Source organism: Lewinellaceae bacterium (assembly GCA_020636105.1).
Taxonomy (GTDB): domain Bacteria; phylum Bacteroidota; class Bacteroidia; order Chitinophagales; family Saprospiraceae; genus BCD1.
On record JACJYL010000001.1, the window covers coordinates 4363162 to 4377790 of the forward strand.

General features: G+C 45.2%; 8 protein-coding genes. 3 read left to right on the forward strand and 5 right to left on the reverse strand.

The window, feature by feature from the left end:
* Positions 1–23: 23 nt before the first annotated feature.
* From H6571_16325 to trxA, 3 genes are all read right to left on the reverse strand, one after another.
* Positions 24–2651 (reverse strand): T9SS type A sorting domain-containing protein, encoded by a 2628-nt coding sequence (locus tag H6571_16325; GenBank protein MCB9325306.1) that lies wholly within the window; start codon positions 2649–2651, stop codon positions 24–26.
* 191 nt (positions 2652–2842) lie between these two features.
* Entirely contained in the window at positions 2843–4369 is a 1527-nt protein-coding gene (locus tag H6571_16330; GenBank protein ID MCB9325307.1) for a GH3 auxin-responsive promoter family protein, read from the reverse strand.
* 421 nt (positions 4370–4790) lie between these two features.
* Positions 4791–5171 carry a thioredoxin gene (gene trxA, locus H6571_16335; GenBank protein ID MCB9325308.1) on the reverse strand — a complete coding sequence of 127 codons (381 nt, stop codon included), beginning with the start codon at positions 5169–5171 and terminating at the stop codon, positions 4791–4793.
* Between the two features lie 296 nt (positions 5172–5467).
* Between trxA and H6571_16340 the strand changes: the two genes are divergently transcribed.
* Together H6571_16340 and H6571_16345 are read left to right on the forward strand one after the other, a co-directional pair.
* Positions 5468–7129: an AMP-binding protein gene (locus tag H6571_16340; GenBank protein MCB9325309.1), complete on the forward strand. Its 1662-nt coding sequence runs from the start codon at positions 5468–5470 to the stop codon at positions 7127–7129.
* 234 nt (positions 7130–7363) lie between these two features.
* Entirely contained in the window at positions 7364–7945 is a 582-nt protein-coding gene (locus H6571_16345; GenBank protein ID MCB9325310.1) for a hypothetical protein, read from the forward strand.
* Positions 7946–8074: 129 nt separating this feature from the next.
* Here the strand turns inward: H6571_16345 and H6571_16350 are convergent, their stop codons facing one another.
* Together H6571_16350 and H6571_16355 are read right to left on the reverse strand one after the other, a co-directional pair.
* Positions 8075–10780, reverse strand: coding sequence for a 4-alpha-glucanotransferase (locus H6571_16350; protein ID MCB9325311.1), 2706 nt, complete (start codon positions 10778–10780; stop codon positions 8075–8077).
* 338 nt (positions 10781–11118) lie between these two features.
* Complete coding sequence (locus H6571_16355) at positions 11119–12516, reverse strand: OFA family MFS transporter (GenBank protein ID MCB9325312.1); 1398 nt, start codon at positions 12514–12516, stop codon at positions 11119–11121.
* A 677-nt stretch (positions 12517–13193) separates the two neighbouring features.
* Between H6571_16355 and H6571_16360 the strand changes: the two genes are divergently transcribed.
* Positions 13194–14480, forward strand: coding sequence for a serine hydroxymethyltransferase (locus H6571_16360; protein MCB9325313.1), 1287 nt, complete (start codon positions 13194–13196; stop codon positions 14478–14480).
* Positions 14481–14629: the final 149 nt, after the last annotated feature.

Here is a 14629-nt window from a genome sequence, read left to right on the forward strand (position 1 = left end):
TCCACAGCTTTTACTGTTGACGACTATTTTAGCACCACAACCTTCTTTGTAAATGACCGATCATCCATTTCTACCTTTAAAAAATAAAGACCCATCGGCAAATTTTTTATATCCAAAATATCTCTATTCGAAAAACCAGTCTGACTAAGCCATTGAACACCTGAAACATCAGTAATAGTAATCAGGTGTTCGCAAGGTGCTGTATCCAGCATTTGTAATGTCAGCCTGTTTGTCGAAACCGGGTTGGGAAATAATTGAATATTGGAGGGGTTCACAGGCATTTCAAATTCCGCTGCCCTGATTATTGAATATTGAAATTTTCCGTTGTTGTCCACCTGTCGAAGACGGTAGTAATTGAAGCCGTTGTCGGGGTTTTTATCCAAAAATTCATAATAATGTTCTTGTACTGAAGTATTCTGACCGTTTACAAAGCCTAAAATTTTCCAATGAGAACCATCTCCGGAGCGTTGAATTTCAAACCCCTTATTGTTGGATTCAGCAGCGGTTTCCCATTCCAGCATTACGGAACGGTCGCTTTTTTTCACCTCGAAAGATAACAGGTCGATCGGTAAGAATAATCCATAAAGCCCCAGGCCCTCGTTGATGCTTTGATCCCAATTAGCGATGAACTCCCACCAGTTGGTTATTCTATAAGAGCCGTAAGGAATCTCATTGTTCAGCCCCGGGATACTCTGCATCCAGTACAAATACCATTGCGACTCTGTTTTTTGGGAGAAGGTGGCGGCTCCCGGCCAGGAATAATTGAGGTTTTCCCAGGTGCTTACGCTGACGGGCGTGGTTTGCCCTCCGCCATCCGGTTGCCAGTCTTCAATATCACTATTGACCACAGCAGGGTTCAGGTAGTCGTAATCCGCGGTAGTATTGGGCGGCATATGCGTCCAGCCGCACCGACCGGTGATGAATTGTCCGACTGCATTTTGGCCCACGAATTTTTTCCAGAACAAATCAGTATTCCCATCCTGCAATTGATTGACATGGCTCAACATGGATTCAAACTGGTGGCCCCGGTTGTGAACTGCTTCGGCCTGAGACCGTCGAAAATTCTGACCGTAAACAATGTAAGTGTGGTTATACACCGGCAAGTCACTATTGTCCCGGTTGCTGTTTGAAATATCTCCTGTGACAGGGCTGGACATGTTGGATTCCCAACCTGTTCTAAAATCTTCCGGATTATGAATCATAGGATCGTAGGAAGGCCAGTCAGAGGTCATGCCACCATTATCCCAAATCCATACCTCCCTTACGCCCAAATCGTTAATGAAATGTTCTAAATTAAACCGCTCGAAGATGGATTGATGGTCAATGTGATAAAGCGGAAAACCGTTGCCGTCATAATTGCCAATTTCCCACGGGGGAGTAGTCTCATAAACGGTAATGTATTCCACCACCCGGTAACCGATATAAGGAATAGCCGTGTTGTTATTGTATCCACGGAATTTTGAACCCTCTTCCAGTCCGAATTTTACCCGTTTATCAAAGGCATCAATTGTGGCTTTTAAATCAGCCAGGGGTATAGGATTGAGATTCCAGTAATCGGGTGCTTTACTGGCATCCAGCATAACACCATCCACCGTTGGCAGGTATCTCAGGATCACCACCGGAATTTCCACTACCGCTCCACTTGCCGGCGTGGACAAATAGGGATCAATGGTCTCATATACAGGCGGTGCGAAAGGTGCGGTAACCGTCACCATCACATCGTCACTGAACCCTCCAATGGAACCTGTAATGGTGGCCGTTCCGGCCGAAAGGGCGATGATAAAGCCTTCGTTATTTACGCTTGCCACTAAAGGGTTCGAGGATGTCCAGCTCAAGGTTTCTGATGGGATAGTATTTGCTCCCTGGGGAGTGGTAACATTTACAACAGGCTTTTTTCGCCAGGTAGGGTACAGGTTTGTTGACGAAGGTTCTATACTCAGGCCGGTAATGGTTAAGCCCGAAGTGTAGGATGTTGCAATTTCGGAGGCACTTCTCACCACATTGCTGATCCTCAATTCATCCACAACAGCTTCTGCAAAATGGGTATTGCCATTGCCTCCGATTTGAAAAATAGTTTCGCTGATGGCAGGAAGCGGATAAGCAGGAGAGGTATGAGCGAGAAGCTCGCCATCCAGGTAAAACTTCAAATCATCCATATCCCAGGAGACCGCAATGTGATGCCATTCACCGGCAGTCCAAAAGTTCCCGGCATAAGCATTTGCACTCATCTCCGGATCGCCACTGCCGCCATATAAATTGAAAATGTTTGTCCACCAATTACCCGCATCCTTGCCAAACAACATGCCACCCGAGTTTCCGTATTTTAAAAACCGGTGGTCCTGGCTGTCATTGGCATTCCAATTGGGTTTCATCCAAAATTCGAGGGTTCCTGTTTGTTCATCTATGTTCGCTGCACTTGAATATTCCAATAAGTTGTTTAGTCCAAGGTAAGCTCCCTGACCGAAAATGCCGGGTTGGTAGGTGATATTATTGGAGGTGAAAGGCGTTTCTCCCTGCGCGCCTGTCAGGTTACCGTTGAAGTGGAGGAGGAGTAGGGTGTTGGCGTCGGGGGTTAATTCCTGGGCTGCTGAAAAAAACAATCCTGAGAACAAAAATAGAATGGCGAGAGTAGCTCTTTTTAAGCATTTCATACGGCATTGATTTTAAGACCTGTTCAAGCGTTTTTGAAAGGCCAATCATATTAAGGGATTTGGAGGATTTGGGCAATGATTTTTGTCAATTCTTCCCTTCCCTTCTGAACTTTAAGGAAATTAGATTTAAAGAAAAGTAAAACATCACCACGAAAAGAGTTATTATTTTAACCTTTAACCTTTTCCCTTTCTCACAGCCCTTCTTCCCAAAATTCCAAAATCTCATCCACATACTTCCGGTCATTGGCCAGGCGGGGCACTTTGTTCTGGCCGCCGAATTTACCACGGGCGCGCATCCAGTTGACGAAGGTACCCTGCGGCAGGACCCTCATGCGCAGGGATTCGAGGGCCATGTCTTTGTAACGTTTGGCTTCGTAGTCGGAGTTGACCTTTTGCAGGTTGGCGTCCAGGAGTTGGTTAAACCGTTCCAGGTCTTCCGGTTTTTTTTCAAATTCAATCAACCATTCGTGCCCTCCTTTTCCGGAATCATCGAGGTAGATCGGGGCGACCGTATATTCAGCCACTATAGCGTCGGTGGCTTTGCAGGTCATGGCGATGGCTTTGTCTGTATTGGAGACCATGACTTCTTCGCCGAAGGCATTGACGAATTGTTTGGTCCGGCCGGTGACCCTTATCTTTGGAGGGTTGACAGAGGTGAAGGTAATGGTATCTCCCACCTGGTAACGCCACAGGCCGGCATTGGTGCTGATGACCATGGCGTAATTCTTGCCCACTTCCACTTTCGACAGGGGGATGGCTTTCTGGTCCGTTTTGCCCCACTCTTCCAACGGGATGAATTCGTAATAAATGCCGTTGTTGAGCAGGAGCAACATGCCGGGATCTTCCAGATCATTTTGAATGGCAAAATACCCTTCCGAAGCGTTATATATTTCCAGGTAACTAACTTTTTCAGAGGGAAAAAATGCTTCAAATTGCTTCCGGTAAGGTTCGAAATTTACCCCGCCATGGATATATACCTGGAAATTGGGCCAGACCTCAAGCATATTGTTTTTGCCTGTAATTTCAAGTATCCTTCGCAGGAGCAAAATCGTCCAGGTCGGGACCCCTCCAATGGAAACCATACGATGATCCAGGCCACAGATCCGAGCCATTTTTTCGAGTTTCTCCTCCCAGTCGGGCAGGATAGCCGTTCTCAGATCCGGGCTGTAAAACATCCTGCCAATGGTGGGCATATTATGAATCATAATGGCTGAAACATCGCCGACCAGCGTCTTGGGATAGGGTTTGAAGGGCTCAAGGCTGCCGCCCATAATGAGGGTCTTCATCTCAAATTGACGGGCATCCGGACGATTGTGGTAAAACCACATCATGGTGTGCCAGCTTCCTTTGATATGGCATTTGTTCAGGTTCGTCCTGCTGACCGGGATAAATTTACTTTTGTCATTAGTCGTGCCGGATGATTTTGAATACCACTGCACCTGCCCGTTCCACAAAACATCTTTTTCCCCGTGCATCATACGTTGAATGAAGGGTTTCAGACTTTCATAATCCTGGATGGGAACCTGAGCTGCAAAATCGGCCGAATTCCTGATGTGTTTGTAACCATGCCTTTTTCCCCAGTCAGTATCCCTGGAGGCCTGGATCAACTGATGTAAAACATCTTCCTGTGTTTTGACGGGATCACGGAGGTATAACATTTCCCGATGATGAAGGAAAGATGCATAATACTTGAATCCTCTATTGATCCATTTCCTCATGTAAGTTGGCGTTAAATGGTTCGCTGCAAAATTGTTTTATGTTTTCCTCTTTATACAAGGGGAGCATCAATTAAAACAACTTCTATTACCAAATATAAGGATTTTCCGGGAGGTGGGCTCAAAATTTTTATGCTCACATCCGAAGAAAGGATTGAAGTCTATTGTTTCTCAGCCAGTTTCAAACCATTTAAGCGGTAACCAATGAGCCTTTTTGGTTAAAAAAATGGAATGAAGAGCAAGAAAGGAATATGAAAATTTCCATAGCAGACAAAAAAAAGCCCGAAACCGAAGCTTCAGGCTTTTTATTATTGTAAATCCATTCGGTCAAAGTAATGACCCTCATGTGAATTGTATATGATAAGTATCTTTAACCGTCACTGAATCATTGCTTCAGCAAATCATTTTCGCATTGCCTCAGGTTTTACTCTTCAGTCGCTGAAACTAAAAGCTCATTGTCGATAACCTGCTTCAGCTGAGGCTTCATGAGGGCACCCACCTGCATCATCGGCTGTTTGTTTTGATCCATGGTAGGCACAAACAACATGGTCGGAATACTTCTGATTCCAAAAATGCCGGCCAGTTCCTGTTCCACTTCCGTATCACATTTGTAAATGTCGATTTTATCACCGTACTCTTCAGATAATTCTTCCAGTACAGGAGCTACCATTTTGCACGGTCCACACCAGTCAGCGTAGAAGTCTATGATAGCAGGAACTTCAGATTTGTAGTTCCAGTCTTTTTCTGTTGTATAATCAAAGAAGACTTCCTTGAAGACCTCTTTAGTCATTTTTTTTGTAGGCATAAACTATATTTTTTTTCAATTCGAGTACAAAATTAAATGAGTTATGGTACCAATGATGTGATAAGGGTCACAATTTTATTTTTTTTCTAAATGTCTTTTTCAAATATATTTACAAAAGCAGTTTAAAATAGTTTTGTAAAACGAATATTAACAATACGATCTCTTTTTTGCCTGTGTCGTATAAATTCGTTTGAAAATTTGTATTTTTATACCTTATGCCTGTTATCAGTATTGGAGTAGCTTATGCACTTAAAGCTGATTGCCAAACAAATTGCTAAATTACAATACCAAAAATTATGACAGAACAACGTCCCTGGCTTAAAAATTACCCCGGAGGTGTTCCGGCTAATATCGATTCGGATGCTTATTGTTCCGTGGTGGAAATGATGGAAGCCACCTTTAATAAGTACAGAAAAAAAGTGGCTTTTATCTGTATGGACAAAGGGATCACTTTTGATCAGGTTGATAAGATGTCCCGCGATTTTGGGGCCTATCTTTTATCCAGAGGCCTTGAGCCCGGCGATAAAATAGCCCTCATGATGCCAAATTTACTCCAGTATCCCATCGCCTTATTCGGGGCTTTGCGGGCAGGGTTGGTCATCGTGAATACCAATCCGCTCTATACACCCCGCGAAATGAAACACCAGTTTACGGATTCAGGGGCCAAAGCCATCGTTATAGCTGAAAATTTCGCTTTTAATCTGGAGCAGATATTGGCAGATACCAACATCAAAACGGTGATCGTGACCAGCATTGGAGAGATGTTGGGAACCATTAAGGGGGCACTGGTGAATTTTGCGGTGCGCTCGATCAAAAAAATGGTGCCTTCTTATAATATAGCAAATACGGTCAGTTTTATGGAGGCCATAAAACAGGGTAAAAAATTTACTTTGCCGGCTTATGATGGAGGGCAGGACGATGTCATCCTTTTGCAGTATACAGGAGGAACGACAGGCGTTTCAAAAGGCGCCATGCTCACTAATCGGAATATGGTGGCCAATATGTTGCAGGTGCGTGCGTGGATGATGCCCTACCTGGTGGATGGCGAGGAGATCGCTTTATGCCCGCTCCCCTTGTATCATATTTTTGCTTTTACCGTCAATTGCCTTGCGCTGTTGAGCATTGGCACAAAAACTATTCTGGTGACCAATGCACGGGATTTGCCTTCAGTGATCAAAACATGGAAATCCCATCCGGTTACCTTACTTACCGGAGTGAATACGCTTTTTAATGCCCTGGTCCATCATAAAAATTTCACAGAAATAGATTTTAGCACCCTAAAAGTCACGGTAGGTGGCGGGATGGCTGTTCAGCGTCCTGTGGCCGAGAAATGGCAGCAAGTGACCGGTTGTACGCTTTCTGAAGGGTATGGAATGACAGAAAGTGCCCCCGTGGCGACCATCAACCCGCTGGACAAAACGGCTCATGTGGGCACGATCGGGTTGCCAATATCTTCTACACAATTGCGTATTGTGGATGATGAGCGTAATCCGCTCGAGACAGGTAAAGTAGGGGAACTCCAGATCAAGGGGCCCCAGGTGATGAAAGGTTATTACAATCGTCCTGAAGATACGGCAAGCACGATCATCGACGGGTGGTTATGTACCGGAGATATTGGACTGATGACGGAAGAAGGTTATTTTAAGATCGTGGACCGCAAAAAGGATATGATCCTCGTTTCCGGATTTAATGTGTTCCCCAATGAAATTGAGGAAGTGGTGGCCGCTCACCCCAAAGTACTCGAAGTAGCTGCGATCGGAGTGCCGGATGATAAGTCCGGAGAGGTTGTGAAAATATTTGTGGTCAAAAAAGAAAAATCTTTGACCGAAAAGGAACTCATCGATTACTGCCGCCAAAATCTGACGGCCTATAAAGTGCCGAAAAAAGTAGAATTCAGAAAAGATCTGCCCAAGACCAATGTCGGGAAAATCCTGCGCCGGGAGTTGAGGGAGGAATGAGCTAAAAAAACCTTATAAATCAGCGAACCACCTACCCCGCTTGCGGGGTCAAATTTGACGAGTAATCAAAGCGCCTAATATGTGGGGCACACCTGTCAAATTTGGGGGTGACAACGCCGTGACCAGGTTCTGGTTTCTTGATTTTAAAAAATAAGGCCAATCGATTAGGATGGCAAAGAAACCGGACGTAGTTGAATAGATGAAAACTAATACACTTCAAAATATTAAAACAAAATGAAACGATTATTCACGCTTGTACTCATGTTTGGTATCGGGTTGGCTTGCCATGCCCAGGAGCTACAGATCACGAATGGAAAAAAGGTTAAGGAATTTGACTTCAATGATAAATTCAGGTTTAAGCTGGAAGACAGCCTTCGCACCGATGAAGGCACAGGGTATTATGAATTTTTCGGTTCAGTTGCCGAAGCGTCTGATGACAGTATCCGGGTAAACCTGGTCGAATATCATAGCCACTTTGATAAAGATTTAAAATTGCAGTGGAATAATTTCCGCACCCTTCCGTATCCTACACAATTTAAATTTGCAGTCAAGGATATATCTGCCATGCAACATTATAAATCCACTAAATCCTCAAAAGGGAAAATAATGATTTGGGGTTTTGGAACTGCGCTGATTTTTACTGGATTGATGACTTCCGCGAATACCCTGATTGTTTCGGACAAACAGAGTAAAAAGACCTTGTTGTGGTCCGGCGTCGTACAACTTGGCGCGGGTATTACCTTGACTTCTTTTGGGAAACCCCGCTGGTACCGGTTTTCGAAAGGCTCCGGCCCGGATCCATGGCGGTTTAAATGATGCTGGACCTGGTTTTTGCCAAAAAACCAAAGTATCTGGGCGAGCAGGTTGTAATTGAATGAAGTATCCTACAACTTTTCGAGTCAAAAACAGACGACAAGCCCGTCCACCATCCACCGTCTTTTCGTATCACCTTCCCGACCGCTTCACCAGCCTTTTCAGCAAGGCATTAAAAGCCTTTGCTTCTTTGAGCTCCTCGACGGGTTGAAACATTCTGAACCGCCATTTATGCCTGACATTACTGGGGTCGTTGATTTGCTCCAGGTGTGTTTCGTTCCACCGGAAATCTCCGTCCATGGCCAAAAGATCCTGGATGGGGAAGGTGGTCCACATGGCAGGAGAGTATAAATGCTGAACGATGATCTGCTCACAAATCCACGGCTCAGCAAAGAAAGGAGCGGTGCCGAAATTGCCCAGTTCGTCATTGAAAAATTCCTGTATGGAGGCGCGATTTTCCTCCCACCACCCTCTGATGGTAGGCATGTCATGCGTGGAGGTTGTGCAGACCGACAAGTAGGGGGCATCAGCCGGATGGGCAAATTTAACTTTAGGATTTTTGGACATACGCTGGATCTCCAGACTCAAAATGCCCAGTTGATCCATTACCGGCGGCACAGAATCCGGCACCATACCCAGGTCTTCTCCGCAAACGAGCATATTGCTGGCAGAAATGATGGCAGGTAATTTTTCCAACCCTTTTTGCTTCCAGAATTCATCGTGGCGTTTGTAGAAATAATGCAGGTATAACCGGTCGAGTTGTTGTCGGGTATGGTCGTCCAGTGCTGCAAAAGAAGTCGTGTTTTGCAGGCTGATCCTTGGATGCCATTCGTCCTCTCCCGTTTGGATAAACAGCACATTACCGATGAGCTCGAACAAACCATCCCTGATCCTGCGGTTTTTTTCGCTCAGGGCTTCCTCTTCAATATCTTTGAGGAAATGCTGGTTCACTTTCATCTGGGTATCATACTTTTCTTTCATCCTGTACATACCGTACCCGGAGTTATCAAGGAATGTTGCAATGACGGTTTCCGTTTCCGCTCCGAAAATACCATGCAGGAGATGGTGGCGGATGTAGGGTTTTACCATGCGTTCATAGTCGAAGCGCACGCCTCGTTCTTCGATTTCCTTTGCTTTCATAGGCAGGGCCGGATTGAAATACCCCAGGGTGCCCTCTACGGCGTGAAGGGGTATTTCCCAGATTCTGAAAAAACCGAGAATATGATCAATGCGGTAGGCATCAAAATAATCCGCCATTTTTTGCAGCCGGTTTTTCCACCAGGTATAATCTTCTTTGGCCATTTCCTGCCAGTTGTAGGTGGGGAATCCCCAGTTTTGGCCCTTTACGGCAAAATCATCCGGCGGGGCGCCTGCCTGGGCATTGAGATTGAAGAGATGCGGTTCCGTCCAGGCTTCCACGCTGTTGGGACTGATACCAATAGGAATGTCTCCCTTCAATACGACCCCGATCTCCCGGGCATAGGCAGCCACTTCATGCATTTGCTTATCAAGATGATATTGAATGAAATAGTGAATGGCAATATCGTCCCATGTTTTGGAGGAAGGGCTGCATAATTTTGCGACAGCACTCTTGTCGTAGGTGCTGTATTTCCCCCATTGCCTGAAATCGGGACTTTTCATTTTATCCCTCAGGTAAACAAAGGCTGCATAAGGGACAAGCCATTCCTTATTGGTGTCAAAGAATTTTTTGTAATCCTCCTGTTCAAAAAAAGTATCTTTTTCCTGGTCAAACAGCAGTTTGTAGTATTTGGACTTCCAAGCCATGACCTCAGGATAATTGACATAAGGTTCGCCATTGAGTGTTTCCCGAAGCTTTCTAAAGGTTTCTCGCTGTTTTTTATCTTTCAGGATGCCCATGCCCTCAAGATTGAGGTACATTGGGTGTAGCGCCATCACCGAAATCGATTTGTATGGATAAGAATCGAGCCAGTTGTGGGAAGCGATGGTTTCATTTATGGGTAGTATTTGAACCATTTTCATACCTGCCTGCCTGGCCCAGTCGATGAAATCTTTCAGGTCGCGGAACTCACCAACACCAAAGCTTTGATTGGTTTTTAGCGAAAATACAGGCACGGCGACACCGGCTCCTCTCCAATGATTGCTCATATGCCTGAAGCCTTCATCGGATCGGATGTATAAATAATCGTTTTCCTGCAATGGAGGAGCCGCAAGGAACCGGTTGGGGCCACCTTCGATTTTTACGACTTCCTTTTTTGCCAGGTCATAAAGGCCGTATTTGTATTCAAGAGGGAATTTCAGTGCCGAGGCATTGATGCTGCCTTTCCACAAAGGAAAGTGATCCCCACAATCCAGCAACAGGGGGGCTGTCTTGTCCCAGTTGCCCAGCTTGGCATGGTTACCCAATACACAAACCTGGAATCCTGTTTCTATGCGTGGGACATGGATGCGGAACTCCAGGCTTTTTTTAGCATTGGCCGGGAGAGGTTTGATGATGCCTTCCGGGCGCATGATGACGCGGGTGAACGCTGAAGTATAAAGGGCTTTTTCTTCTTTGGAAGGACTCCTCCATGTTTCAACAGCATAGACTACTGCCGGATTTTTACCCGAAAACTGGATGATCCTGTTATCACCCCATTCCCAAACGGCATGGCCATAATCGTCCATCATCACATATTTGTATTCCAGCCGGTCGGTTTTTTCAGTGATGTCCATGGATACCGACCATTGTCCGCCGAACCCATAATCCATTTTGACGGCTTTGGAAAGATCCCATTTTCCCAGGGATTTGGATGACCCCGATAGGTAAAGCTGTTGTCCGGGGATGGTATTGTAGTGAATGCTCAGGCTTACTTTCATGAAAATATCTTTATTTCAAAGGTCCATTCAGACCAGTTTTGTCCTACTTATTGTATAAAGTACAAATATCTAAATAATGAAGTATTCACGGATCATTTTTTTAGAAAAAATGGCTTTTAGGTTTTTTTAAATGATGAAGGGCACAAACCATTACTTGTCCGCGTTAAAAAAATCCAATGAAATTAACCTGGTAGAGATTAGTGCAGGGTAAGGAAAAAAAATGGTGCCGAAAGTTAACCTTTCGACACCACCGGATGCAAAACAAAAACTATTGATTTTATTTGTTTGTCAATAAAAAGCGACACTTCTGGATTGCTTGTCAATCATGCCGGTCTTCTTTACAAAGCATGCTCCAGTTTCTGCTCCGGCTTTTTGTTCCCGATTATTGGAGCTGCTTTTGGAGCTGCCTGGATGATGTTGGTTTCGGACACCTTTACTTTGGTTTTCGGTGCTTTGGTGAAAGCCATGATGATAGCGGCTACCACGCAGGAAACACCGGCAATGATAAAGGGCGTCATCCACACTGAAGGCTGAAAGGCATCCTGTGCAGCATCTTTAAAAAAGCCTGCCAGTTGAGGTCCCAGGATACCGGCCACCCCATAGGCCATGAATACGAATCCGTAATTATTGCCCACACTTTTATTGCCGAAAAAGTCGGCGGTGACAGCAGGAAAGAGGGCAAAGTTTCCTCCAAAGTTAAACCCTACGAGGGAAGAGGCCAGAATGAACCCTGTAGCCAGTCCGAAGTGAATAAATCCATGGTAAATAGCCAGCATTACCAACCCCTGCAAAAGGGTCATGGTGATGATGGCCGCTTTTCTTCCGATTTTATCTGAAAAAGCGCCCCAGGCAATGCGGCCCAGGCCATTAAATATGGCATACCAGGCCATGGCGGTACCGGTGATGACGCCAGCCCCCTGGATGCCGTTGAACTCTAGGGCGTCGATGCCGAATAATTTGATGCTGTAAATGACCATGAGTCCGGCCAGAGCTGAAAACATGAATACACTCCAAAGCATGTAAAACTGTGGCGTTCTCAGCATGGCCCGGGACTGAAACTCGGTACCTCCGGTAGCTTTGGTGGTTTCTACTGCCGGCGGAGTCCATCCCTCAGGCACGTAACCTTCCGGGGGATTGACCATTACCAGGCTTCCCAGGACGACGAGAGCGGCAAAGACGATGCCGTAGATAAAAAAGACACTTTGAACATTAGGCAAACCCAAAACATGGGAAGTATTGAGTAAGCCACCAAACCATGAGCCTGCGAGTTTTACCCAAATGGTGGCGCCGAAACCGAATCCGGCCACAGCAAGTCCGGTGATCATGCCCTTCCTGTCGGGAAACCATTTTACGCCCACCGCTATGGGCACCACATACGCCAGCCCGATACCGGCTCCACCCACAATTCCGATGAAAATTAATTGTCCTGCAAAGCTTCCGCCAAATAAACCGCCCAGCACATATCCCAATCCCAGCGTGATTCCACCTAAAAAGGCGACCAGGGTGGGGCCCACTTTTGCCTGCCATTTGCCTGCCATGACCATTACCACCGCAAAGGTGGCCAGACCTGCCGAGAATACCCATGCGGTCTGGGTGGCTGAAAATTGATAAATACCTTCGGGATCAGTAAGAATTTTTGTAAATACAGACCAGGCGTAAATTGCTCCCAATGCGAGTTGGATCATTACGGCTCCAACCACGACCATCCATCTGTTTTTTACTTTTAAACCTTTCATGTCTTGTTATGATACTTTGTGGCAAAGACAAAGCAACCCGCCTGCCTTTGCAGCGCGTTAAAAAATTGTTTTATCAGAAAATTTAACCGTACAGAAATGCCGGTCCTGGATTCCGGAAAGAAAACCGGAATGAGCGGTAAAAAGACAGAATTGGTTAGGATCGGAAATTTCCATAAATAAAAATTCCGGTGAATTAAAAACAGGCAACATCCTGCTTTGATTTCGGCATCTAATTTAACCTGATTTTTAAGCTAAAACGATGATTTATATCATAACAATCAGATGATTATAATCTTATTTTTTATTTCGAAAGGCAGGGGTGTTTTTTATCTGTTTGAAATTATATTCTTAAATTATTTTGCGATTTGTTTGTTTGTTGTTTAAATTTAATTTTTTCGAATACGGTAAATTGCTTTTTAAAATTCTTAATTAGAATGTTTGTTTTACCTGTTTTTTCGCTAGGGGCCGGTATTTAATTTTATCCAATTAGCTTTATTTTTTTTCATCGGTTTTTGTTTCAGCAATCCTTTTTCAACCGAATGAAAATTCCATTGCCTTTCATTTTTTATTTTTTGGGCGATCCATAAAACATAAAAAGACCGGCGACTTGTCAAACTTTAGCCTTTAGTCTTTAAACTTTATCCTTTTTAGGATTACTTTTGCAAAAATTTTTTCTGATGCAACACGATAAAGTAATTTTTGATCTCATCCAGAAGGAGTTGGATCGTCAAAGGGAAGGCATTGAGTTGATCGCCTCCGAGAATTTTACCAGTAAGGCCGTGCTGGAAGCGATGGGTAGTTGCCTGACCAATAAATATGCGGAAGGGTATCCTCGTCGTCGTTATTACGGAGGGTGTGAGGTAGTGGACCAGATCGAGCAATTGGCCATCGATCGTTTAATGGAACTCTTTGGCGCAGAATATGCAAATGTTCAGCCTCATTCCGGTGCTCAGGCCAATGCTGCGGTATTTATGGCGGTATTGACTCCTGGAGATTCCATTTTGGGATTCGACCTTTCTCATGGGGGGCATTTGTCTCATGGTTCTCATGTGAATTTTTCCGGCAAGGTGTACAAACCCCATTTTTATGGTGTGGAGAAAGAAACCGGGGTGATCGATATGGATAAGGTAGAAGCCAAGGCTAAGGAAGTGATGCCTAAATTGATCATTTGCGGAGCCTCGGCGTATTCCCGGGACTGGGATTATGTTCGTTTCAGAGCCATTGCTGATGAGGTAGGGGCTTTGTTGTTGGCCGATATTGCCCATCCGGCGGGATTGATCGCCGCAGGTTTGTTGAATGATCCTATGGAACATTGTCATATTGTGACATCAACCACGCACAAGACACTTCGTGGCCCAAGGGGCGGGATCATTATGATGGGAAAGAATTTTGATAATCCATGGGGACGCATGACCCAAAAAGGCAGCCCCATCAAAATGTCAGCCGTGTTAAATAGCGGGGTATTCCCCGGTATGCAGGGCGGACCTCTTGAGCATGTGATCGCCGCAAAAGCCGTTGCTTTTCATGAGGCCTTACAGCCCGAATTCAAGTCCTATGCCCGGCAGGTGATAAAAAATGCCAGGGTGATGGCTGAAGCCTTTATGGATAAAGGATATAAGATTATCTCAGGAGGAACCGATAATCACATGATGCTGATCGACCTGCGTTCCAAAGGCGTTACCGGCAAAGAAGCCGAAAATGCGCTGGTCAGGGCGGGGATAACGGTCAATAAGAATATGGTTCCATTTGATACCGAGGCTCCTATGGTTACTTCCGGCATCAGGGTTGGCGTGGCTGCCGCCACTACAAGAGGCTTCATGGAAGCCGATTGCGTGAAAACGGTTGAATGGATCGATGCTTTGATGAAAAACATAAAAGACGAATCTCTGATCCTTCGTACGGAAAAGGAAGTGTGTGCTTATATGGAAAAGTTTCCTTTATATAATGGTGTGAAGATTGGGTAGAAAGGAGCAAAGGATTCCGGGGAAATAGTTGGTTTAGGGATGGTTCAAAAATAAACAAATCGAGCAGAACCGCAGAACCTGCCTTACTGCGACAGCAGCCAAGGTATAGAATATCCAATCCGGCTGCTGACCGCAGGAAGGCAGGTGTA

Excerpts from the sequence above, each read along its gene's own strand:
- H6571_16340 (MCB9325309.1), top strand. The coding sequence starts at position 5,468 with ATGACAGAACAACGTCCCTGGCTTAAAAATTACCCCGGAGGTGTTCCG.
- H6571_16360 (MCB9325313.1), top strand. The coding sequence starts at position 13,194 with ATGCAACACGATAAAGTAATTTTTGATCTCATCCAGAAGGAGTTGGAT.
- H6571_16330 (MCB9325307.1), bottom strand. The coding sequence starts at position 4,369 with ATGAGGAAATGGATCAATAGAGGATTCAAGTATTATGCATCTTTCCTT.
- H6571_16345 (MCB9325310.1), top strand. The coding sequence starts at position 7,364 with ATGAAACGATTATTCACGCTTGTACTCATGTTTGGTATCGGGTTGGCT.
- H6571_16325 (MCB9325306.1), bottom strand. The coding sequence starts at position 2,651 with ATGAAATGCTTAAAAAGAGCTACTCTCGCCATTCTATTTTTGTTCTCA.
- trxA (MCB9325308.1), bottom strand. The coding sequence starts at position 5,171 with ATGCCTACAAAAAAAATGACTAAAGAGGTCTTCAAGGAAGTCTTCTTT.
- H6571_16350 (MCB9325311.1), bottom strand. The coding sequence starts at position 10,780 with ATGAAAGTAAGCCTGAGCATTCACTACAATACCATCCCCGGACAACAG.
- H6571_16355 (MCB9325312.1), bottom strand. The coding sequence starts at position 12,516 with ATGAAAGGTTTAAAAGTAAAAAACAGATGGATGGTCGTGGTTGGAGCC.